Raw genomic sequence first — 21,320 nt, 5'->3', positions numbered from 1 at the left:
CACCACCCGGAGGACCACCCCGTGCTCCACGCCGCCGGAACCCCTTGGCCAGCGCGTCTGAAGGGCGCGGAGACCGATCCGCTGCTCGCCCCGGCCGCACCGGCGGACGCCGGGCCGCAGCCGCCCGGCGAAGCCGTGCTGGTGGGGTCCGGGGCCGCGCGGACGCTGCACGCCATGACCGGGGGTGCTCCCGAGGGGCTGCTGCTGCTTGCGGTGGCCGCCGTGCGTCTCGTCGTCGCGGGGCTCGGCGGTGCCCACCGGGTGCCGGTGGTGTGCCCGGCGTTCGGTGAACAAGCCGCCGAAGGTGCGGAGTTCGCGCTGCTCGCCCCGCTGGACCCCGACGCGCCCGCCACCGCGTTCGTCGAGGCGCTGTACCGGGAGCTGGCCGGTGCGTCGGCCGACCCGTGGCCGGATCGCGCCGCGCTCGCCGCCCGGCTGGCGGCCAGTGGGGCGGCCGACCCCGCGGTCCTGGACCAGTTGTCGGTCGTCTGCCCCGCGCTGCACGGTGACCGCCGGCCTGCGGCGCCGACCGGCGCCGTGCTGACCGTGGTGCAGGAGACGCCCGACGAGATCCGGCTGACCGCCCAGGGCAGCGCCGAGCTCGCCGCGGTCCTGCCGCGTTGTGTCGCCGCCGTGCTGGAAGGGCTCGCCGCGGACCCGCGCCGTCCGGCCGGCGCGCTAGACGTCCTCGGTGCCGCTCAGCGGGCCGAGCTGGAGGAGCTGGCCGAGCTGCCCGTGCCGGGCGCGTTCGCCCCCGACACCCTCACCGCGCTCGTGGCCGAGCAGTGCCGTCGTATCCCGGACTCCGTCGCCGTCACCGGCGAGGGGCGGTCCCTGACGTACCGTCAACTCGCCGCGGAGGTCGAGCGGGTGGCGGGGGCGCTCGCGCAGCGGTACGGAATCGGTCCCGGCGACCGGGTCGGCGTGCTGGCCGACCGCGGGGCCGGTCTCGTGGTGTCCTTCCTGGCGGTGCTGCGGGCCGGTGCGGCCTTCGTGCCGCTCGACCCAGGTCATCCCACAGCCAGGCTGACCCTGCTCACCGAGCTGAGCGGCAGCCGTCTCGTGCTGCGGGCGACGGACGCGGGCCAGGACGAGGGCCCGGATGCGGCCACGGCCGCCGTCGACGGCGTGCTGCCGGCTCCCGTGGTGGACCTCGACGCGCTGCGCGCCGTCCCGGCCGGTCCTTCGTGTCCTGCCGTTCCCGGGCCGGGCGACGACGCCATCGTGTTCTTCACCTCCGGCTCCACCGGCACCCCGCGGCCGGTCGCGCTGCGTCATGACCAGCTCGCCCACAAGGTGCTCACCGGTGCGCGGGCCATCGGCATCGACGCCGCGACCCGGACCGCGCTGCTCTCCGCGATCACCTCCGACGCGACCACGTTCCAGATCTTCGCGACGCTGCTCAGCGGCGGCACGCTGGTCGCCGTCGGGGCTCCCGACCGCATCGAGCCCGCGGCCCTGTGGCAGCGGGTGCGCGAGGGTGAGGTCACGCTCGTCAACTGTGTGCCGGGGCTGCTGTCCGCGCTGCTGCGCGGACTGTCCGAGGACGCCGAACTGCCGTTGCGGCACCTGCTGCTGGGCGGTGACACCATTCCGCGCGGGCTGCTGCGGCGCACGGCCGGGCGGCTGCGGGTGGGGACGTTCGCCAATCTGTACGGGCCGAGCGAGGCCACCATCGACGCCACCATGTACATCCGGCCGGGCGGGATCGCGCAGCTCCTGGACCGGGTCCCGGTCGGGCGCCCCTCGCCCGGGTACGGCGTCCTCGTCGTCACCCCCACCGGTGAGCTCGCCCCGGTCGGCGTCAGCGGTGAGATCCTCGTCGCGGGTGCGGGGGTGGCGGAGGGATATCTCGGTGACGAGGAGGCGACCGCGGCCCGGTTCACCACCTCACCGCACACCGGCGACGCGCCCGTCTTCCGCACCGGTGACCTCGGCCGCTGGCGGCCCGACGGCGAACTGGAGTTCCTCGGCCGCGGCGACGGCCAGGTGCAGATCTTCGGCAACCGCGTGGAGACCGGGGAGATCGAGCAGACTCTCGTACGCCGGGACGGGGTCACCGAGGCCGTCGTCGTCCCGCGGGTCAAGGACGGGCAGACCACCCTGCATGCCTGGTACACCGGCCCCGACAGCCCCGAGGAGCTGGTCGCGGCCCTGCGCGCGGAACTGCCCTCGCACATGCGGCCCGCCTCCCTGCGCCGCCTGGACGCCCTGCCGCTGACCGCGCACGGCAAGGTCGACAAGCGCGCCCTGCTCGGCCGCCTGGACAGCGCCGACGGCCCGCGCTGGCGGCCCGCCGACCCGCTCGACGCGCTGGTCTCCGACGCCTGGGCCGAGGTGTTCGGGCAGCCGCCGCGCACCGGTGAGGACGACTTCTTCGCCGTCGACGGACTCAGCCTCGCCGCCGTCCAGCTGGTCGGCACCGTCTGCGAGGCCACCGACCGGCCGGACGCGCTCACCATCCACGATGTGCTCGATCTGCGCACCCCGGCCGCGCTCGCCGCCGTCCTGCGCGAACGCGGCGCCCGTCCCGGCGCTGCGGCCACGGCGCCCGCGGCCGTACCCCGCACCGGACCGCTGCCCGCCACCAACGCCCAGCGCCGGATGTGGCTCCTGGACCGCCTCGACGACTCGCCGCTGCCGCCGTACAACATGGTCGAGGCGTACCGCATAGAGAACCCCGGCGAGCCCGGTGCGCAAGTCGACACCGGTCTGCTCGCCGCCCGTGTCGATGAACTCGTCGCCCGCCACGAGGCGTTGCGGACGGTCCTGCGCGACGGCCCGGACGGGCTGGAGCAGATCGTGCTGCCCGCGCCGGCCGGGGTCCTCGCCGTCGAGCCGGTCCCGGACGGCACCGATCCCCGCCAGGTACTGGAGGACGCCTACGCCCGTGAGTGCGCCTGGCGCTTCGACCTGGCCCAGGGGCCGCTCACCCGGGTGACCTGGCTGCCCGACCAGGACGGCGGCACACTGCTGTTCAACATCCACCACGCCATGTGCGACGGCTGGTCGTACGCCGTGCTGCTGCGCGATCTGGTGGACTCGCTGCGCGCGGACGCGTCCGCGCCGGCGCCCGCCCCGCAGTACGCCGAGCACACGCATGCGCTCGCCGACCGGCTCGCCGGGCCCCAGGGCGAGGCCCACCGCACGTACTGGACCGGGCAGTTGGCCGAGCTGCCCGATCCGCTGCAGCTGCCCACCGACCGGCGCCGGCCCGCCGTGCGCGGTTCCGCCGGCGGCAAGGTGCGTCTGCCGCTGCCCGCGCATCTCACCGACGCCCTCTCGGCGACCTGCCGGGAGGCGGCCGCGACCCCCTTCATGGGCATCGTGGCGGCCGTGCGCGTGCTGCTGCTGCGGCTGTGCGGGCAGAGCGACGCCCTGCTCGGCACGGTGGTCGCGGGCCGCAGCGGGCGCCGCGCCGCCGAGACCGTCGGGCTGTTCGCCAACACGGTCGTGCTGCGCACCCCCGTCGACCCCGAGCACTCCTTCCGCGACCTGCTGGGCGCGGTGCGTGCCACCGGCCAAGAGGCGATGGCGCACGCGGAGTACCCCTTCGAGCAGCTCGTCGAGGATCTGCGGCTGCCGCGCGAGGCGAACCGGAATCCGGTCTTCGATGTCCTGGTGGAGACCGCCCTGTCCGGCACGACCGTCGCCGCGGGCGCCGCCACGCCGGGGCTGCGCCATGTCGAACTCGACCCGCCCGTCAGCGACTTCGACCTCGCCTTCAGCTTCCTGGAGGCCACCGCGGACCGTCCCGGTGAGCTGTGGGTCGCCTACACCGACGACCTCTTCGACCGCACCACCGCCCAGCGCATCGGGGAGCGGCTCCTCACCCTGCTGACCGGACTGCTCGCCGACCCCGGCGCGCCGGTGCGCCGGGCGCCGGTGCTGCCCGAGGACGAACGCCGGTACCTGCTGGACGACGTCAACGACACCGCGGCTCCGTTCCCCGACGGCTCCACGCTTCTCGATCTCGTGGCGGAACAGACCGCCCGCACACCGGACCGGACCGCCGTCGTGCACGGCGCGACCCGGCTGACCTTCGCCGAGCTCGACGCCCGCGCCGAGACGCTCGCCGCACGGCTGCTCGCCGCCGCCGACCCGGCGCCCGGACGGCTCGTGGCCGTGGTCATGGAGCGCACCGAGTGGATGGTCGCCGCCGTGCTCGCGGTGCTCAGGACCGGCGCCGCGTTCCTGCCGCTCGACCCGGAGCAGCCCGCGGACCGGCTCGCCCTGGCGCTCGCCGACAGCGGCGCCGTCGCCGTGCTGGCCGACGGGACCCACCTCGCCCGTGCCACCGCCGCGGCCGCCGGGGTGCCGGTCCTCGACCCGCGCGATCCCGCGCCCTCCCCCGTTCCGGCGCCGCCCGCCGCCCGCCGGGCCGGGCCCAGGGACCTCGCCTACGTCATCTACACCTCCGGCTCCACCGGCCGCCCCAAGGGCGTCATGGTCGAGCACCGGGGCATCGTCAACACCGTGCACTACCGGGCCGGTTACTACGGCTTCGACGAGGATGCCGCCGTCCTGCAAGTGCCGCCGCTGCACTCCGACAGCGGCGTCAACGACATCTTCTCGGCGCTGATCGCCGGCACCCGTGTCGTCGTCCTGGCCAAGGAGCGGCTGCTGGACGTCGAGCATGTCGCCGAGGAGATACGCCGCAACGCCGTCACCCACATCATGATGGTGCCGAGCCTGTACCAGCTGCTGCTGGAGCGCTGCGCCCCGCAGTTGACCTCGGTGCGCCAGATCGTGCTGGTCGGCGAGCGGCTGTCCGAGGAACTCGCCGCCCACCACGCCCGGTTGCTGCCGCACACGGTGCTCTACAACGAGTACGGCCCGACCGAGGACAGTGTGTGGACCACGGTCCACCGCATCACCGACCCCGGCGCCGACGTGCTGATCGGACACCCCATCGCCAACAAGGCCGTCGACGTCCTGGACCCGTTCGGCGACCTGTGTCCCATCGGCGTACCCGGTGAACTCTGTGTCTCCGGGGCCGGGGTCGCGCGCGGCTACCTCGGCAAGCCCGCACTCACCGCGGCCCGCTTCGTGCCCAACCCGGTGCGCCCCGGGCAGGTCATGTACCGCACCGGCGACCTAGCCGTGCGCCGGGCGGACGGCAACCTGGCGTTCCTCGGGCGGGTCGACGACCAGGTCAAGATCCGCGGGCAGCGCGTGGAACCCGGCGAGGTGGCCGCCGTACTGGCCGCGCACCCCGAGGTGCGCCGCTGCGCGGTCGTCGCCCGGCCGCTGCCCGGCACCGGCGAACTCGCCCTCGTCGCCTATGTGGTGGGCCGCTGCGATCCGCCGGCCCTGCGCGCCTTCCTGGAGGCCCGGCTGCCCGCGGCGATGGTCCCCGCCGCCTACGCCGAGATCGCCGAACTGCCGCTCGGCCCGAACGGCAAGCTCGACCGCCGCGCGCTGCCCGACCCCGGCCTCGCAACGGCCGGCCGCGATGACGCCACGCGGTTCACCGCGCAGGAGCGGCGCGTGGCCCGGGTGTGGGAGCAGGCGCTCGGACAGCCGGTCACGGACCCGGACGCCGGGCTGTTCGCCCTCGGCGGGCACAGTCTGACCGCGGCCCGGATCGCGGCCGGGCTGCAGGACGAGTTCGGCACCCGGGTGCCGCTGAACATCGTCTTCCTGCACCAGACCGTCCGCGCTCTGGCCGCCTACCTGGCGGGCGCCGCGCCGCTGGCACCCGAGTCCGGGAGTGTCGCCGCTCTCGACGGTCCGGTCCTGCCGTTGTCGCGGGCCCAGCGCCGCATCTGGGCCGCGGCGCGCTCCAGCCGGGTGCCGACCGCGCTGAACATCAGTGACGCGGTGCGCCCCGGCCGGGCCCTCGACCCCGACACACTGCGGCGGGCCGTCGCCGCGCTGGCCGACCGCCACGAGGTGCTGCGCACCCGCTTCGCCGTCGTCGACGGGGTCGCCCGGCAGATCGTCATGGACCGACTGCCGGGCGGGGCCGCGCTGCAGGTCGTACACCTCGGTCCCGGGGCCGGCCCGGAAGCGGTCACCGCCGGGGTGCGTGCCGCCCAGGAGACCGTCTTCGACCTCGCCACGGGTCCCCTCTTCGCCGTCCGGCTGCTGCGCGGCGCCCCGGACGGGGACGTCCTCGTCGTCACCGCGCACCACATCGTGTACGACGGTGACAGCGTCGACCTCGTCGTGGGCGACCTGCTGCACGCCCATGACGAACTGGCCGCGGGCCGTGAACCGTGGCAGGGGCGGCCGCCCGCCCTGCAGTACCGGGAGTGGACCGCGCGGGAGGCGGCCTGGCTCGCCGGTCCCGAGGCCGCGGCGGACCGCGCGTACTGGCACCGCACCCTGGGCGGACCGCTGCCGCGCCTGGACCTGCGGTCCGCGGCCCCTCGCACGGCCGGGCCCGCCCGGGCGGGGGCGCTGACCGTGCGCACGGTCCCCCTCGACGTCGTCGACACCGCGGCGCGGACCGTGCCCGGAGCCACCCCGTTCATGACGCTGCTGGCCGCCTGGACGCGCGTGCTGCACCGGCACGGCGGCGGGCCCGAGATCATCGTCGGATCGCCCGCCGCCGGGCGTGACCGCAGCGAACTCGCCGGTGTCGTCGGCTGTTTCGTCAACGCGCTGCCGCTGCGCCTCGCCCCCGGCGCCGCCGGCACGACCGCCGAGCTGCTAGCACAGGTCCGCGACCGGGTCCTGGAGGCGTACGAGCATGCGCGGTTCCCGTACGACATCACCGTGACGGAGCTCGTCGAGCGCCCGCCGCGGGGCCGGCGTCCCGTCTACGACGCCGGGCTCAGCTGGGAGTTCTCGCAGCGGACCACCGACGGCTGGGAGTTCCTCCAGGTGCCGCCCGCGCATCTGCCGCTCGTCGACGACCTGAGGATCTACGCCACCGCCCGCGACGGCGAGCTGCGCCTCGAACTCGTCCACGATCCGGCCCTGTTCACCCCGGACACCGCCGCCGAGCTGCTCGACGAGGTGGTGGACACCCTCGCCGCGCACGACCGGTGGCACATCGACACAGCTGAGACCGCAGGGAGCGTACGGCCATGACCGCCCAGCCCGTGACCATGCCCACGACCGCCGTGTCCGCCGCCGCGCGGGTGGCGGTCACCGGACTCTCGCCGCGGTTGTCCGTGCCGGGCGCCCCGGGGCGGGCCGAGCGCACGCTGTCGCTGACGGCCGCCGCCCGTACGGTGCTGGCCGAGGCGGACGGTCGCACGGTGCTGGCCGCCGCGACCGCGCTGGCGGCGACGGCGGCCGAGGACACCGGCAGCCCCGCCGTCGTACTGGACGGAGTCACCGCGGTACGCGTCGAGGCGGGCGCGGCGCTCACCGTCGCCGACCTCCTCGCGGCGGTGCGGACGGCGGTTCCCGCCGGCTCGGCCGGTGCCGAGGATTCCGCGCTGCGGCTCGAACTCGACGGTAGCGAGGGCGTGTTGCGTGCCGAGTTCGACACGGGGCGGTTCGAGGGCTGGTTCGTCGAGAGTCTGCTGCGGACCGTCGATCATCTCGTCGCTCAGCTCGGCGCACCGGACCGGTCGCTCGCGGACCTCACCCTGGTGAGCGACGCCGACCGGGACGCCGTGCACGCCTTCGGGCACGGCGGCTTCGCACCCCCGGCCGGTCCGAGCACGCTCGTGGAGCGGCTGGAGCGCGGGGCCCGTACGGGTGGCTCCGGCACTGCCGTGGTGACCGCGGACGGGGTCCTGACCCATGACGAACTGCGCGCCGAGTCGCTGCGCGTCGCCCGGAGGCTGCACGCCGGGCACGGTGTGGGGCGCGGCGCCCGGGTGGCGCTCCTCGTCGGCAAGGGGCGGTACGCGCTCGGCGCGCTGCTCGGCACGGTCCGTTCCGGCGCCGCGTACGTGCCCCTGGACCCCACGCAGCCCGCGCAGCGGCTCGCGGCGGTGCTCGCCGACGTCGACGCGGCGGCGCTGGTCGCCGAGCCCGCCCACCTCGCGCTCGCCCGCACCCTCGCGCAGACCACCGGCACGGCGGTGCTGTCGGCCGCCGAGCTCGCCGCACCCGGCGGGCCCGAGGACGGCGTGGTCCCGCCGCCCCCGCTGCCCGAGGACCCGGCGTACGTCATCTACACGTCCGGCTCCACCGGGCAGTCCAAGGGAGTCGTCGTACGCCACTCGGCCATCTGCGGCTATCTCGCCTGGAAGGACGAGTACCACGCGCTGTCCCCCGCGACCTGTCTGCTGCAGATCCCCGCGCTGTCCTTCGACAGTTCCGTCTCCGACGTGTTCTCGGTGCTCGGCTCGGGCGGGCGGCTGGTGCTCGTCGAGGGCAACCGGCGGCTGGACGGCACCCATCTGCGGACGCTCGCCGAACGGCACGGCGCGACCCATGTGACCCTCGTGCCGAGTCTGTACCGGGGTGTCATCGACGCGCTCGCCGCGGCCGGCACCCTGCGTCTGGTCACCGTCGCGGGCGAGGCCATGCCGGACCAGCTGGTCGCCCGGCACCGGCTGGCACTGCCGGGCACCCGGCTCGTCAACGAGTACGGGCCCACCGAGAACTCCGTGGGCGCCACCGCCTTCGACTACCCGGGGCATCCTCTGTACGGCACTCCGATCGGGCGGCCGATCGGCAATACGGCCCTGTCGGTGCTGGACGGGGCGGGCCGGCCCGTGCCGCCCGGTTTTCCCGGGGAGATCCAGCTGGCGGGGCCCGGCCTTGCCGACGGGTATCTCGGGCGCCCCGAGGCCACCGCCACGGCGTTCGTGCGTGACGGCGACGCTCCGGGAGGCCGGCGGTACCGGACCGGCGACCGGGGCTGGTGGCAGGGGGACGGGACGCTGCAGTTCCTCGGGCGGGTCGACGACCAGGTGAAGATCCGCGGCAACCGGGTCGAACTGGGGGACGTGGAGGCCCACTTGGGGGCCATCCCGGGTGTCGCCACTGCCGTCGCCGTGGTCGTGCCCGGGGCGGACGGGCAGGCCTCGCTCGTCGCCTGGGTCACGGGGGCAGCGGCCGACGATCCGGGACGGGTCCGTGCCGCGGCCGTCGAGACCCTGCCCGCGCCCCTGGTCCCGGACCGGGTTCTGGGCCTGGACGAGGTCCCGCTGACAACGAACGGCAAGGTCGACCGCCAGGCTCTCGCCGACCGTGCCGAACGTACGACGACGGGTGGTCAGTGCTCGGCCGAGCCGTCGGAGCCCGTCGCGCCCGGCCCCGACCAGGAGCTGGAAGACATCGTCTCCGGGCTCTTTTGCGAGTTGCTCGGAGTGGAGCACGCCGGCTCCGACGACGACTTCTTCGTACTCGGGGGGCACAGTCTGCTCACCGTCGACCTCGTCGGTGCCCTCGACGAGCGGTACGGACTCCGGCTGGACATCGACGAGCTGTTCGACGGATCCACGGTCGCCGAGATATGCGCCGCGATCCGGCGCCGTACCGATGCACCCGCGAGCCCCGGCTCGTCCGACAGCGCCTCGCCCTCCGACCACCCGCTGTCCGCCGCGCAGCGCCGGCTGTGGACGCTGACCCGGCTCGGCGGGCCCGGTGCGACCATCCACCATCTGACCGATGTGCTGCGCATCGAAGGGTCCCTGGAGCCGGACGAGATCGCCCGGGCCCTGGCCGACGAGGCCGCCGACCACGAACTGCTGCGTGCGCGCTTCTTCGTACGCGACGACGAGCCACGGCAGCGCTTCGTTCCCGGTGACCGGCCTCCGCTGACGGTGGTACCGCTGGAGCACGACCCGACGCCGGAGCGGGTCGCCGAGACCGTGCGCGGGCTGGCCTCCCGGCCGTTCGCGCTAGAGTACGAACCGCCCGTGCGGGCCGCGCTGCTGACCCTGTCGCCGACGAGCTCCGTCCTCGTCCTGACCGTGCACCACATCGTCTGTGACGGCACGTCCGCCGCCGCGCTGGTGCGTCGACTGCTCGCCCGGGTCCGGGCGCAGCGCGAGGGTACGCCCGCGCCCGCGCCCGTCGTCGGACGGTACGTCGAGCACATCGCCCGCGAGAACGAGCGGCTGGCCGGGCCGGAGGGTGCGGCCGACCGTGGCTACTGGCACGAGCGGCTGGCGGGGCCGCTGCCGTATCCCCTGCTGCCGGCCGACGGTGAACGCGGGGCGCCCGCGGGGCCCGGTGGTGTGCAGACCGTACGGCTGTCCGCCGAGGCGGGTGGGAAGGTGCGGGCGCTCGCCCGTGAGCTGGGCAGCAGTGTGTTCACCGTGGGGCTGACCTCGCTCGGCTGGCTGCTGCAGCGGTTCACCGGTGAGCCGCGGATGCTCGTCGGTACGCCCGTCACCGCCCGAGGTCCCGGGGACGGCGAAGTGCTCGGACCGTTCCTCAACACCGTCGTCCTCAGCGTGGAACTGCCGGCCGACGCTCCGTTCGCCGAGGCCGCCGCACGGGTGCGTGCCGCCGTCGGCGGGGCCCTGACCCACCGTGGCCATCCCTTCGACCGGCTCGTCGAGGAACTGCCCGGCGCGCGCGACGGTGGGCGCACCCCGCTGTTCACGGTGATGTTCACGGCCGACGAGCCCGGCGCCGCCGGTACCGGCGAGGAGTTCGACGCGGGGGCCTCGCTCACCGTGCGGCGGGAGCCCTTCGCCGACGACGCCAGCGAGTTCGAGCTCAGCTTCCATCTGGACAACTCCGGTGACGGTCTCGGCCTGACCGCCGAGTACGACACGGTGCTGTTCAGCGCGGCCCGTGTGCGGCGGCTGCTCGGGCACTGGGCGGATCTGCTCACCCGGGCCGCCGGGCACCCCTCCCGCAGCCTCAGCGACACTCCCCTGCCCGCGTTCGAGGAGGCCGACCTCGACCGCCACGAGGCGGGCCGGAGTGTCGTGGACGCCGCCGGGCGGCGCGTGCCCATCGGGGTGCCCGGCGCACTGCACGGCGACGACGGGCCCACCGGTCTCGCGGCGGTGCGACGGGAGGACGGAAGCCTCGTCCTGCGCGGGCCGGCCGGCCGGCCCGCGGCGGCGGCGGACACCGAACTGCGGTTGCTGGAGCACCCCTTCGTCACCGAGGCCGAGCTGACGTCCGCGGATCACGCACGGGTCACAGCGCTTCCCGGGCGCTCCCTCACCCCGCAGTCCCTCGCCGCCTTCGTGCGTCGTGCCCTGCCGGCCGCCTGGGTGCCGGCCACGATCGAGATCGTCACCGGCGGCGAGCACACCGAACCGGTGGCCGACGGCTCCGGTGGCGCCGACATCTCCGACACCGTCGCCGTCGTCGGCCGGGCGATCGCCGAGTGCCTCGGGCTGGCCGGACCCGCCGGGCCCGACGAGGACTTCTTCGAGCTGGGCGGGGGCTCGATCGACGCGATCGCGGTCGCCGGGCAGCTGCGTGCCGGGCTCGGCCGGGAGGTGTCGCCCCGGCTCGTGTTCGACCTGCGCACACCGGCCGCCATCGCCGAGGCCGTCGTACGGGACTCCGCACCCGGTCCCGTCGCCGTGCCCGCCGACGCAGGGCCGGTCCCGGGTCCCGTCGACGGGCCGGCGCCGCTGAGCGGCGAGCAGTACGAGATCTGGCGGTCCCTCAAGGACGGGGCCCCGCAGGGCGCGTTCGCCGTTCTGGAAGCGCTGCGCACCGGGCCCGTCGACGCCAACGCGCTGCGCGAGGCGGTCGAGGACACGGCCGGACGGCACGACGCCCTCTCCAGCCGGCTGGTGACCGACGGCGAGGAACCCCGCTGGCACCGGCTGCCGGTGCCGCGGGTCTCCTGGCACGAGGAGGACCTGAGCACCCTGGCGGAGGCCGACCGGGTCGCGGCGCTGCGCGAGATCGCCCAGCGGCATGTCGGCGAGCCCTTCGACCTGGCCGCCGGCCTGCTCGTGCGCGCCCGGCTGGTGCGGCTCGCCGCCGATGCGCATGTGCTGCTCCTGGCGGTCCATCACATCGCCGTCGACGGCCGTTCCATGGAGCTGATCGTCGGGCAGGTGGAGGACGCCTACACCGCGTTCACGGCCGGGCGGCGTCCCTCCTCCGCGGCGCCGGGCGGGCTGCGGCTGGCGGACGTGGCCCGCTGGCAGCGGACCCGGGTCCCGGACGCGGGCGCGCTGGACGAGTGGCGGCGCGCCTTCGCGTCCCCGCCGCCCGAGCTGTCGCTGCCGTACGACCGGCCCCGGCTGGTGCGTGCGGCGCTGATCCCGACCGAGCTGCCGTTCGTGCTGCCGGCGCCCGGGGCCGGGCGGTTCGCGCGGGACGCGGGCCTCACCCCCTTCGCCGCCGCGCTCACCGCGCTGACCGCGGCGCTCGGACAGGATGCCGGCAGCCGTGCCGAGGTGTGGCTCGCGACCGTGCTCAGCACCCGTGACCGGCCCGGTCTCGACACCGTCGTCGGACCGCTCACCAGCACCGCGGTGCTGCGTGTCGACACCGGCGGTGCCCGCACCCACCGCGAGCTGGCCCGGCGGGTCGCCGACGCGCTGCTCGACGCGCACACCCACGCCGGCACGGATCTCGCCGCGGTCGGTGACCTCGCCGAGCGGGAGTACGGCATCGACCGCGCCCGGCTCAGCCAGGTCCTGGTCGTCGCCCAGGAGGAGGCGGCTCCGCGGCCCGGCGGCCTGTTCGCACCCGACAGCGAAGCCGCCGCCGTCCGCCCGACCGCCACGGCGTTCGACCTGGTGTGGTCCCTGCGGGCCGGACCCGACGACGTCGAGGGCGTTCTCACCTACAAGGGGGAACTCTTCGACCCGGCGACGGCCGGCGGCCTCGTCGCCCGCTACGGCCGGGCTCTGGACGCTCTGCTGCGGGACCCGGACGTCCCGTGGCGGCAGCCCGCGGACACGCGGAGCGGCGCGGCGGCGGGTGAGCGCGCATGAGCGGCGACTGGGAGGAGGTGCTCGCGCGACTCAACGACACCGCGGCGCCCGTCCCCGACGGCACCGTCGCCGAGCTGCTGCGGGAGCGGGCGGCCGGCTGGGCCGGGCTCCCGGCCGTGATCACCGGCGACCGCACGCTCACCCACGCCGAACTCCACGCCCTGGCCGACACCCTCGCCGGGCGCCTGGCCGCTCTCGGGGCGGGCCCCGGGAGCGTGGTCCGGGTCTGTCTGCCGCGCTCGGCGGAGCTGGTCGTCGCGCTGCTCGCCGTACTGCGCTGCGGCGCCGCCTATCTGCCGCTGGACCCCGGGTATCCGCGGGCCCGGCTGGCCGGGATCGCCGAGGACGTGCCCGGCGACCTCACCGTCACCACGGCCGACCTCACCGGCCTGGTCCCGGACGGGCGGAACGTGCTGCTCGACCTCGACGAACTCCCCGCCGGGCAGGGTCCCGCGGACTGTCCGGCCGCCCCCGGCGACCTCGCCTACGTCATTCACACCTCCGGCTCCACCGGCCGCCCCAAGGGCGTCGGCATCGAGCACCGCAGCCTGGTCAATCTGCTGGCGGCCACGGCCGAGCCCTTCGGACTGGGGCCGGGGCGCCGGGTGCTGCAGTTCTCCGGGCCGGGCTTCGACGTCTCGGTGTGGGAGATCTTCGCCGCGCTGTGGGCGGGCGCCGCCGTCGTCCCCTTCGACGCCCCGGCCGCCTCCGCCGACGCGCTCGCCGGCCTGGTCCGGGACCGCGAGGTGGACACCGTGTTCCTGCTCGCCGCGCTCCTCGCCCAGCTGGACCCCGCCGACTTCGCTGTCGTACGGACCGTGGTGACCGGCGGCGAGGCGTTCTGCCAGGCGCTGGTGGACCGCTGGGGCGCGGGCCGTGACCTGTTCTATGTGTACGGGCCGACCGAGGCCACCGTGTTCCAGTCCTGGCATCGCTGCCCGCCGGGCGCCGCGGGTGAACCGCCCACGGTGGGGCGGCCGTTGGCGAATCTGCGCTATCACGTCCGCGACGAGCAGGGCCGGCCCGTCGGCCCCGGCACGGTGGGTGAGCTGTACGTGGGCGGCGTGGGCGTGGGACGCGGTTATGTGGGGCGTCCCGAACTCGATGCGGAGCGGTTCGTCGCCGACCCGTCCGACCCGCGGCCGGGCGCCCGTCTCTACCGGACGGGCGATCTCGTCAGCCACCGCCCCGACGGCACCCTCGACTTCCGTGGCCGGGCCGACCGGCAGGTCAAGATCAGGGGGTTCCGGATCGAGCCGGGCGAGGTGGAGGCCGCGCTGGCGGCGCTGCCGGGGATCGCCGCCGCGGCCGTCGTGGTGCCCGGCGGCACTCCTGAACCGCTGCTCGTGGCACATGTGGTGACGCGTGGCGAGGGGCTGCCGGGCGACTGGCGCGACCGGCTCGCGGAGCGTCTGCCCTACTACATGGTCCCGGCGGCCGTGGCCGTCTGCGACCGGCTCCCGGAGACGCCCAACGGGAAGATCGACCGCCGTGAACTGGCCTCCCGTGGGCTGCCGGCGGCACCCGAGGCGGTGCAGGAGGAGGCCGCGCAAGCGGCGGGCGGTGCGCTGCGGCCGCGGTTGCGGGAGCTGTTCGGGGACGTGCTCGGCTGCCCTGTCGCCGACACCGACGACTTCTTCCACAGCGGCGGGACCAGCCTCAAAGCGGCCGCGCTGGCCCAGGCCGCGGCCGACCGGCTCGGCATCAGGGTCGCCGTACGGGATGTGTTCGAGGCGACGACTCCGGCCGCCCTCGCGGCCCGGCTGGCCCCGCGTTCGGCGGCCGAACCCGCCGGTCGGCCGGAAGCCCCGCCCGCCGCCGCGCCCGCCGGCGGCTCCCCCGCGACGCCCGTGCAGCGCAGCCTGTGGCTGGAACAACAGCTGCGCGGTGCTCACGACACCGCGTACCACGTGCCGTTGCTCCTGCGGTGCACCGGCGCCCTCGAACCGCAGGCCCTCGCCGATGCCGTAACAGCGCTGCAGACCCGGCATCCGGCACTGCGCACGGTGTTCCGTGAGGTGCGCGGCGAGCCGGTGCCCCGGCTGCGCACCGAGGCCTCGCAGCTCGCCGTGGAGACGGCAGCGGACGCGGCGCAGCGGGAGGCTCTCGTCGAGCGCCTGGTGCACGAGCCGTTCGACCTCGCGCGCGGCCCGCTGCTGCGGGCGACGCTGATCCGCACGCCGGGCGACTGCCATCTGCTGCTGGTACTGCACCACACCGTCGCCGACCAGCTCTCCCTGGAGATCGCCGCCGCCGACCTGGTGGCGTGCCACGACGCCCTGGTCGAGGGCCGTCCGCTGCCTCCGGCACCCGCCGACGACTCTCCCGATCCTCAGCCGTCCGGGCGCGAACTCGACTACTGGAAGAGGGAGTTGACCCCCTTCCCCGAGCCGGTCCCGCTGGCCGTGGACCACCCGCGCACCCCGGCCCCCGGCCGCCGCACCGCGGTCCGCATCGAGCAGCTGGACCCGGAGACGACCAGCGCTCTCGAGGACCTGGCCCGTTCCCGGCGCACCTCGCTGTTCACCCCGCTGGCCGCGGCCGTCGCCCTCGCGCTGCACGACAGCACCGGCGCCGAGGACATCTGCCTGGGCACGGCGGTCAGTCACCGCAGGGGCGGCACCATCGGCTGCCGCATCAACACCGTGGCCCTGCGCACCTCCGTCCGCCCTGACCTCACCTGCGGACAGCTCCTGGACGGGCTGGCCGGGAAGGTGGTCGGGGCGCTCGACCACGGTGCGCTGCCCTTCGACGAGGTGGTGCGTGCGCTGGCGCCGCCGCGGGTCGCCGGACGCGGGCCCTTCTTCGACGTATGGGTCACGCTGTGGGACGAGATCGACGCCGCCGGGCTGCTGCGGCTGACGGGTGGTCCGGTGCCGCTGCGTGACGGGCTGTTCGATCTGTCCTTCCAGTTCGGCAGGGACGCGCAGGGGACACGGCTGACCCTCCAGTACGACCGGGACCTGTACGAGTCCGGCACCGCCGCGGCCCTCGCCCGCCGGGTGTGCCGGCTGGCCGGAGCGCTCGCTCGCGCCGGCGCCGAGGACGTCGTACCCCTGGAGATCCCCGCCCCCGCCGCGCCCGCCCTCGCGGGCTTCGCCGGGTTCGACTGGGGCGCGGCAAGCGGGCAGGGACGCGAGGGGAGTTGAGGGGGCCCGGGCCGGTGGCCCGGGGTCAGTCCGTGCGGCGGTAGCTCGTCAGGAGCATGTCCCGGTGGCCCTCGGGTGCGCCGGCCGCCGGGTCCAGGCGCACCGGCTCGGTGCCGTGCAGGATGCGGTGGTCGTCGGCGTACAGCGAGTCCATCGGCTCGGCCAGCAGGGGGTTCTCGATGGGTGTGCCGTCGGCGGCGCAGATGATGCTGCGGCCGCCCAGGACCCGGCGGCGGTCCATCAGGTGCAGGGAGATGAAGTCGAAGCCGTCACGGTGCACACCCTCGGGCGAGGGCAGCCCGATCTCGTCGGCCTGTGCCCGGATACGGACGAGGTGGACGTCCACCTCCCAGTCGCAGGGCGCCGAGCCGTGGGCGAAGACCCGCACGCTGCGCAGCAGCAGGGCGTGCAGGAACGGATTGTCGCGGACCTCGGGCGGCACCGGGGCGAAGTGCCGCGGTACGCCGCCGGCGAAGGGGTTGACCTCGGCGCTCTGGAGGTACGGTCCGGGCCGCTCGGGCAGCAGCGCCTCACGCGCGGCCCGGTAGCGGTAGCGCACGTGACGGCGCAGTCGGTAGGCGCCGCCGTCGGCGAGATAGGCGTCCGGAACCAGATCCCCGTACGCGGCCCGCAGTCCGGCCAGTGCCGGTGCCCAGTCGGCGGTGCGGAACGCGCCGCCGGGCACGGTCAGATAGCCCTTGCGGCGCACCTCCCCGACGATGTCGGCATCGACGGCCAGGGCCGCGGCCCGGCCACGGTCGATCACAGGCTGCACGATGTTCTCCTTGCACGCGATGCGTTCGACGAGGCCTCGAATTCCGGTGCCACCCATTACCCGAATATGGAGAAAAATTGCAGGGAATTCCCCAGGAGTGGCCCACGGATAAACGGCTCGACTCCCTTTCGGACATATTCCGTTGAGGCTCTTCCCGGGCTCGATCCTCTTTCCACATAATGGCGTGGTGACTTTATACAGCGGGGTACTAGAAGCGGAGTCGAGTCCGGCGGACCGCTGCGCGGTGCCCTCGGTGGGGCTGCCCGTGTGGGGGCGTGAGCGGCCAGGGGTGTGCGCGGTCCGCGGGAATGCGAGCGGGACCGCGCAGTTCTATCTGTGGGACATCGCCACGGGCGCCTTCCGGCAGCTCACCGACGCGGCCCACGGCGCGGAGCTCGGCCTGGTCGACCCGCGCGGGCGGCGGCTTTGGTGGTACCGGGACGACGACGGCAGCGAGCAGGGGCACTGGGTGCGTTCGCCGCTGCGGGGCGGCCCCGCAGTTCCCGCGCTGCCCGGTATGCCCGGCGGCTCACCGGAAGGGCTCGCGCTCGGCCGGTCCGGGGTCGCGGTGTCCGCGGTGGGCGAGCCCGACGGCGGATACGGCATGTATGTGATGCGGCCCGGCGCCGACGCCGTGGAACCGCTCCGGCTCAGCCCCAACCCCCTTTATGTCGGTGGGATCAGCGACGACGAGAGCCTCGTGCTCTATGTCCACGCCGAGCGCGGCGACCCCCAGCGGCCCGCCCTGCGCGCCGTCACCCTCGACGGCGAGACCGTCGGCGACCTGTGCGACTGGCCCGAAAGCGGCATCGAGGTCCCGGCCTTCGGCCACCCCTTCGAGCCCGGCGGGCACCGTGTCCTCGCCACCCATGAACGCCAGGGCGTGCGCGCACCCCTGCTGTGGGACCCTCGCACCGGCGAGGTCCAGGAGATCGCCACCTCGCTGCCCGGCGAGGTGCGGGCCCAGTTCTACCCGGACGGCCGGGCCCTGCTGATCCACCACCGCCACCACGGCCGCAGCGAACTCCTCCGGCACACCCTGTCCGACGGACGCACGACCGCGCTGACCACTCCGCCCGGCACCGTCCACGAGGTCGCGGCCCGACCCGACGGCGGCCACTGGTACACGTTCTCCTCCGCGGCCTCCTCACCCGTCCTGTACGACGCCGCCGGCACCGAACTGCTCAGCGCGCCGCGGACGTTCCGCCCCGCCTCGCCGGTGCGGGAGATCCTCGCCGAGGGTCCCGGCGGGCCCGTGCCCGCCTACGTCAGCGCCCCGACCGGGCGGGACGAGCGACAGCCCGACGGCAGCCCGTATCCGGCCGTGTTCCTGCTGCACGGCGGTCCGCACGCCGCCGACGGCGACGCCTATCTGCCCGCGGCCGCCGCCTGGAACGACGCCGGCTACACCGTCGTACGCGTCAACTACCGCGGCTCCGGCGACAACGGCCGCGGCTGGCGGCTGGCGCAGCGGGCCTCCGTCGGCCACACCGAACTCGCCGATGTCGCCGCGGTCCGCGCCCGTCTCGTCGCCGACGGGCTCGTGGACCCCGGCCGCTGTGTCCTTGCGGGCGGGTCCTGGGGCGGCTACCTCGTGCTGCTGGGGCTCGGCACCCAGCCCGGTCTGTGGGCCTGCGGGGTGGCCGAGAACCCGGTCGGCGACTATGTCGCCGCCTACGAGGAGGAACTCGAGGGGCTGCGCTGGGTCGACCGGGCCATGTTCGGCGGCAGCCCCGCGGAGGTGCCCGAGAAGTACGCCGCCGCCTCCCCGCTGACCCATGCCGGCGCCGTCCGTGCGCCCCTGCTCGTGCTCGCGGGCGAGCAGGACCCGCGCTGTCCGCCCCGGCAGGTCGAGAACTATGTCGCCGCGCTGCGCGGCCGGGGCGCCGACGTCGAGGTCCACTACCGCGCGATGGGGCACCGTACGGCCCACACCGGCCTCGGCGCCGAGTCGATCACCACCCAGATCACCTTCGTCCACCACCGGGTCGGCACCCGGCCCCACACGGAAGCGGGAACATGAGCGAGAACACCACCCCACAGCAACCGGCCACCCCCGAAACGCCCGCCCCGCGCCGCCGGTTCACGGTCCAGCGCGGCGGCTGCGGCTGCGAGGGCAAGCCCGCCCCGAAGGCGGCCGCCCCGGCCGCCGACACCGCACAGGCCCCGGCCGGCGGCTCCGACACCGAGCCGGGAGAGGCCCGTTGAGCGACGTCGACTTCAGCGGACTCGAATCCCTCGGCTGGCGGCCCGAGCTGGCCGCCGCCTGGGACGAGGGCGGCTACGAGGACATCTTCCCGGGCGCCTCGCCCGGCCGGGTCGGGCAGGTCGACCGGGGCGCCTGCACCGTGCTCCTCGCCGACCGCACGGTACGGGCCGCTCCCGCGCCCCGGGTGTTCCGGCCCGAACAGCCCCGCCTCGGCGGTCCCGGACTCGCCACCGGCGACTGGGTCGTGGTGGCGGACGACCGGGTCGAGGAGGTCCTGCCGCGCCACTCCGCGTTCGTGCGGGGCAGCGCCGGCGCCAGGACCGAGGCCCAGATCGTCGCCGCCAACGTGGACACCGTCTTCGTGGTGGTCGCGCTCACCGGGGATCAGCGGCTGCGCCGTATCGAGCGGTATCTGGCGGTGGCGTGGCAGAGCGGCGCCCAGCCCGTCGTCGTGCTCAGCAAGGCCGATCTGCATCCGGACCCCGAGGCGGCCGCCGACGAGGTCCGGGGCATCGCCCCCGGGACATCGGTGCACACCATCTCCTCGCACACCGGTGAGGGCCTCGAAGCGCTGCGGGCCTACGCGGGCCCCGGCAGCACGGTCGCCCTGGTCGGGCTCTCCGGCGTCGGCAAGTCCACGCTGGTCAACGCCCTCAGCGGAGCCGAGCGGCTGAGCACGCAGGAGGTGCGCGGCGACTTCAAGGGCCGGCACACCACCACGCACCGCGAGCTCGTCCCGCTGCCCGACGGCGGACTGCTCGTCGACACCCCCGGTATGCGCGGTCTGGCCGTGTGGGACGCCGAGGAGGGCATCGACCGTGCCTTCAGCGACATCGAGGAGCTGACCGGGGAGTGCCAGTTCCGGGACTGCACCCACGGTGCGGAGCCGGGCTGCGCCGTGCGCGGCGCGGTCGACGAGGGCGAGTTGGACGAGGACCGCCTCGGCAACTGGCACAAACTGCGCCGCGAGCAGCGCATGCTGGAGCTGCGTCAGGACGCCCGTGCCCGCGCCGAGGACAAGCAGCGCATCCGCACCCGCGCCCGTGCGCTGAAGAAGCGCCCGCACCGCTGAGATCCTCGGCGCCGGCCGATGCCTCGTCCGGCGCCGAGGTCACCTCAGCAGGCGTCCGTCAGGGCGTATGTGCCCCACACCTCGCGCAGGGCGTCGCAGACCTCGCCGACGGTGGCCCCGGCGGCGAGAGCGTCCTTCATCGGGTACAGGACGTTGTCCGTCCCCGCCGCCGCCTTCTGCACCAGCAGCAGGGTGTCCGTCACGCGCTCGCGGCACCGCCAGGCGCGCAGCTTGGCCAGGCGTTCGGCCTGCCGGGCCTCGACGGCGGGGTCCCGGAGCGGCTCGCAGTCGCCGGCCGCCGCCTCCACGCCGTCCGCCGCGGCCGGGTGGCCGCAGAGCGCGAGCGTGGTCCAGTTGGGCAGTTCGGTCCTGCCGTAGGTGACGAGGTCGGCGGTCAGACGGAGTGCGGGCCCGGGCGGGAAGAGGGCCGGGCCCGGGGCGACGCACTCCCCCGGTACGCAGTCGGGGATCGTGCCGGTCAGCCGGTCCGCCGGCACGCCCTGCTCCTCGGCCACCAGTTGGTACAGGAGCAGCAGGACGGCCGCGGGGGCGTCGATCCGCAGCGCGGTCGACACCTTGTCCAGCGGGATCCCGGCGAACAGCACCCGCATGTCGTCCAGCGAGTCGATCGCCACCCCCGCCCTGCCGACCTCGCCGCTCGCGCCCGGTGCGTCGGAGTCCAGGCCCCGCCGGGTCGGCCGGTCGAAGGTGACGGAGAGGTCGGTCGTGCCGTTCGCGAGCAGTTGCTTGTAGCGGGCGTTGAACGCGCCGGCCGTGGCGAGGATGTGGTCCATCGCGTCAGCCGACGACGGTCCAGGTGTCGCCGCCGGCCAGCAGCGTCGCCAGATCCCCCTTGCCGTTCTGCTCGATCGCCGTATCCAGCTGGTCGGCCATCAGGGTGTCGTAGACGGGGCGTTCGACGTCGCGGAAGACGCCGATCGGGGTGTGGTGGAGGGTGTCGGGGTCGGCCAGCCGGGACAGGGCGAAGGCCGTGGTCGGGGACGTGGCGTGGGCGTCATGGACCATCAGGTCGGCCTCGTTCTCCTCGGTCACGGTCACCACCTCCAGGTCGCCGGTGCGGTGGTCGCGGACGACGCCCTTGGCGCCCTCGGCGCCGAAGCGGATGGGCCGGCCGTGCTCCAGGCGGATCACCGCCTCCTCGGCCTGCTGCTTGTCCTTGAGCACCTCGAAGGCGCCGTCGTTGAAGATGTTGCAGTTCTGGTAGATCTCCACGAGCGCGGTGCCGGGGTGGGCGGCGGCCTGGCGCAGGACCTCGGTCAGGTGCTTGCGGTCGGAGTCCACCGTGCGGGCCACGAAGGACGCCTCCGCG

8 protein-coding genes and 1 pseudogene are annotated in these 21,320 nt (G+C 75.0%); 6 read left to right on the top strand and 3 right to left on the bottom strand.

The genetic code is table 11. The annotated features are described in order from the left end of the window. The first annotated feature begins 21 nt into the window (after positions 1–21). The 3 genes from PH203_RS29450 to PH203_RS29440 are packed head-to-tail and all read left to right on the top strand — an operon-like array spanning position 22 to position 15,934. Positions 22–7,041 carry a non-ribosomal peptide synthetase gene (locus PH203_RS29450; RefSeq protein WP_289923689.1) on the top strand — a complete coding sequence of 2,340 codons (7,020 nt, stop codon included), beginning with the start codon at positions 22–24 and terminating at the stop codon, positions 7,039–7,041. After that, on the top strand, positions 7,038–12,785 hold the full coding sequence (locus PH203_RS29445; RefSeq protein ID WP_289923687.1) for a non-ribosomal peptide synthetase: 5,748 nt from the start codon (positions 7,038–7,040) through the stop codon (positions 12,783–12,785). Before PH203_RS29450 ends, PH203_RS29445 begins: the two co-directional genes overlap by 4 nt. Then, on the top strand, positions 12,782–15,934 hold the full coding sequence (locus PH203_RS29440; RefSeq protein WP_289923686.1) for an amino acid adenylation domain-containing protein: 3,153 nt from the start codon (positions 12,782–12,784) through the stop codon (positions 15,932–15,934). The genes PH203_RS29445 and PH203_RS29440 overlap by 4 nt, the downstream gene beginning before the upstream one ends. A gap of 25 nt (positions 15,935–15,959) precedes the next feature. Here PH203_RS29440 and PH203_RS29435 read toward each other — a convergent pair whose 3' ends face one another. Then, positions 15,960–16,709 (bottom strand): 2OG-Fe dioxygenase family protein, encoded by a 750-nt coding sequence (locus tag PH203_RS29435; RefSeq protein ID WP_289923685.1) that lies wholly within the window; start codon positions 16,707–16,709, stop codon positions 15,960–15,962. Positions 16,710–16,962: 253 nt separating this feature from the next. Here PH203_RS29435 and PH203_RS29430 point away from each other — a divergent pair, with 253 nt between their 5' ends. The 3 genes from PH203_RS29430 to rsgA are packed head-to-tail and all read left to right on the top strand — an operon-like array spanning position 16,963 to position 19,990. Next, the gene (locus PH203_RS29430; RefSeq protein WP_289923684.1) at positions 16,963–18,732 is read left to right on the top strand and encodes an alpha/beta fold hydrolase; all 1,770 of its coding nucleotides are present in this window, start codon (positions 16,963–16,965) and stop codon (positions 18,730–18,732) included. Then, the gene (locus PH203_RS29425) at positions 18,729–18,917 is read left to right on the top strand and encodes a hypothetical protein (protein WP_289923683.1); all 189 of its coding nucleotides are present in this window, start codon (positions 18,729–18,731) and stop codon (positions 18,915–18,917) included. The genes PH203_RS29430 and PH203_RS29425 overlap by 4 nt, the downstream gene beginning before the upstream one ends. Beyond that, positions 18,914–19,990: a ribosome small subunit-dependent GTPase A gene (gene rsgA / locus PH203_RS29420; RefSeq protein ID WP_289923682.1), complete on the top strand. Its 1,077-nt coding sequence runs from the start codon at positions 18,914–18,916 to the stop codon at positions 19,988–19,990. Before PH203_RS29425 ends, rsgA begins: the two co-directional genes overlap by 4 nt. A 44-nt stretch (positions 19,991–20,034) precedes the next feature. On the opposite strand, the gene PH203_RS29415 is transcribed toward rsgA, so the two are convergent. Together PH203_RS29415 and PH203_RS29410 are read right to left on the bottom strand one after the other, a co-directional pair. Next, positions 20,035–20,784, bottom strand: coding sequence for a methylmalonyl-CoA mutase family protein (locus PH203_RS29415; RefSeq protein ID WP_289923680.1), 750 nt, complete (start codon positions 20,782–20,784; stop codon positions 20,035–20,037). Between the two features lie 4 nt (positions 20,785–20,788). Next, positions 20,789–21,320 (bottom strand): annotated as a pseudogene (locus PH203_RS29410) (2-oxoacid:ferredoxin oxidoreductase subunit beta); the annotation flags it as partial.

The organism is Streptomyces sp. S.PB5 (assembly GCF_030403745.1).
Classification (GTDB): domain Bacteria; phylum Actinomycetota; class Actinomycetes; order Streptomycetales; family Streptomycetaceae; genus Streptomyces.
The sequence above is the reverse complement of the archived record's forward strand: the minus strand, read 5'-3'. Positions and strand labels throughout refer to the sequence as shown.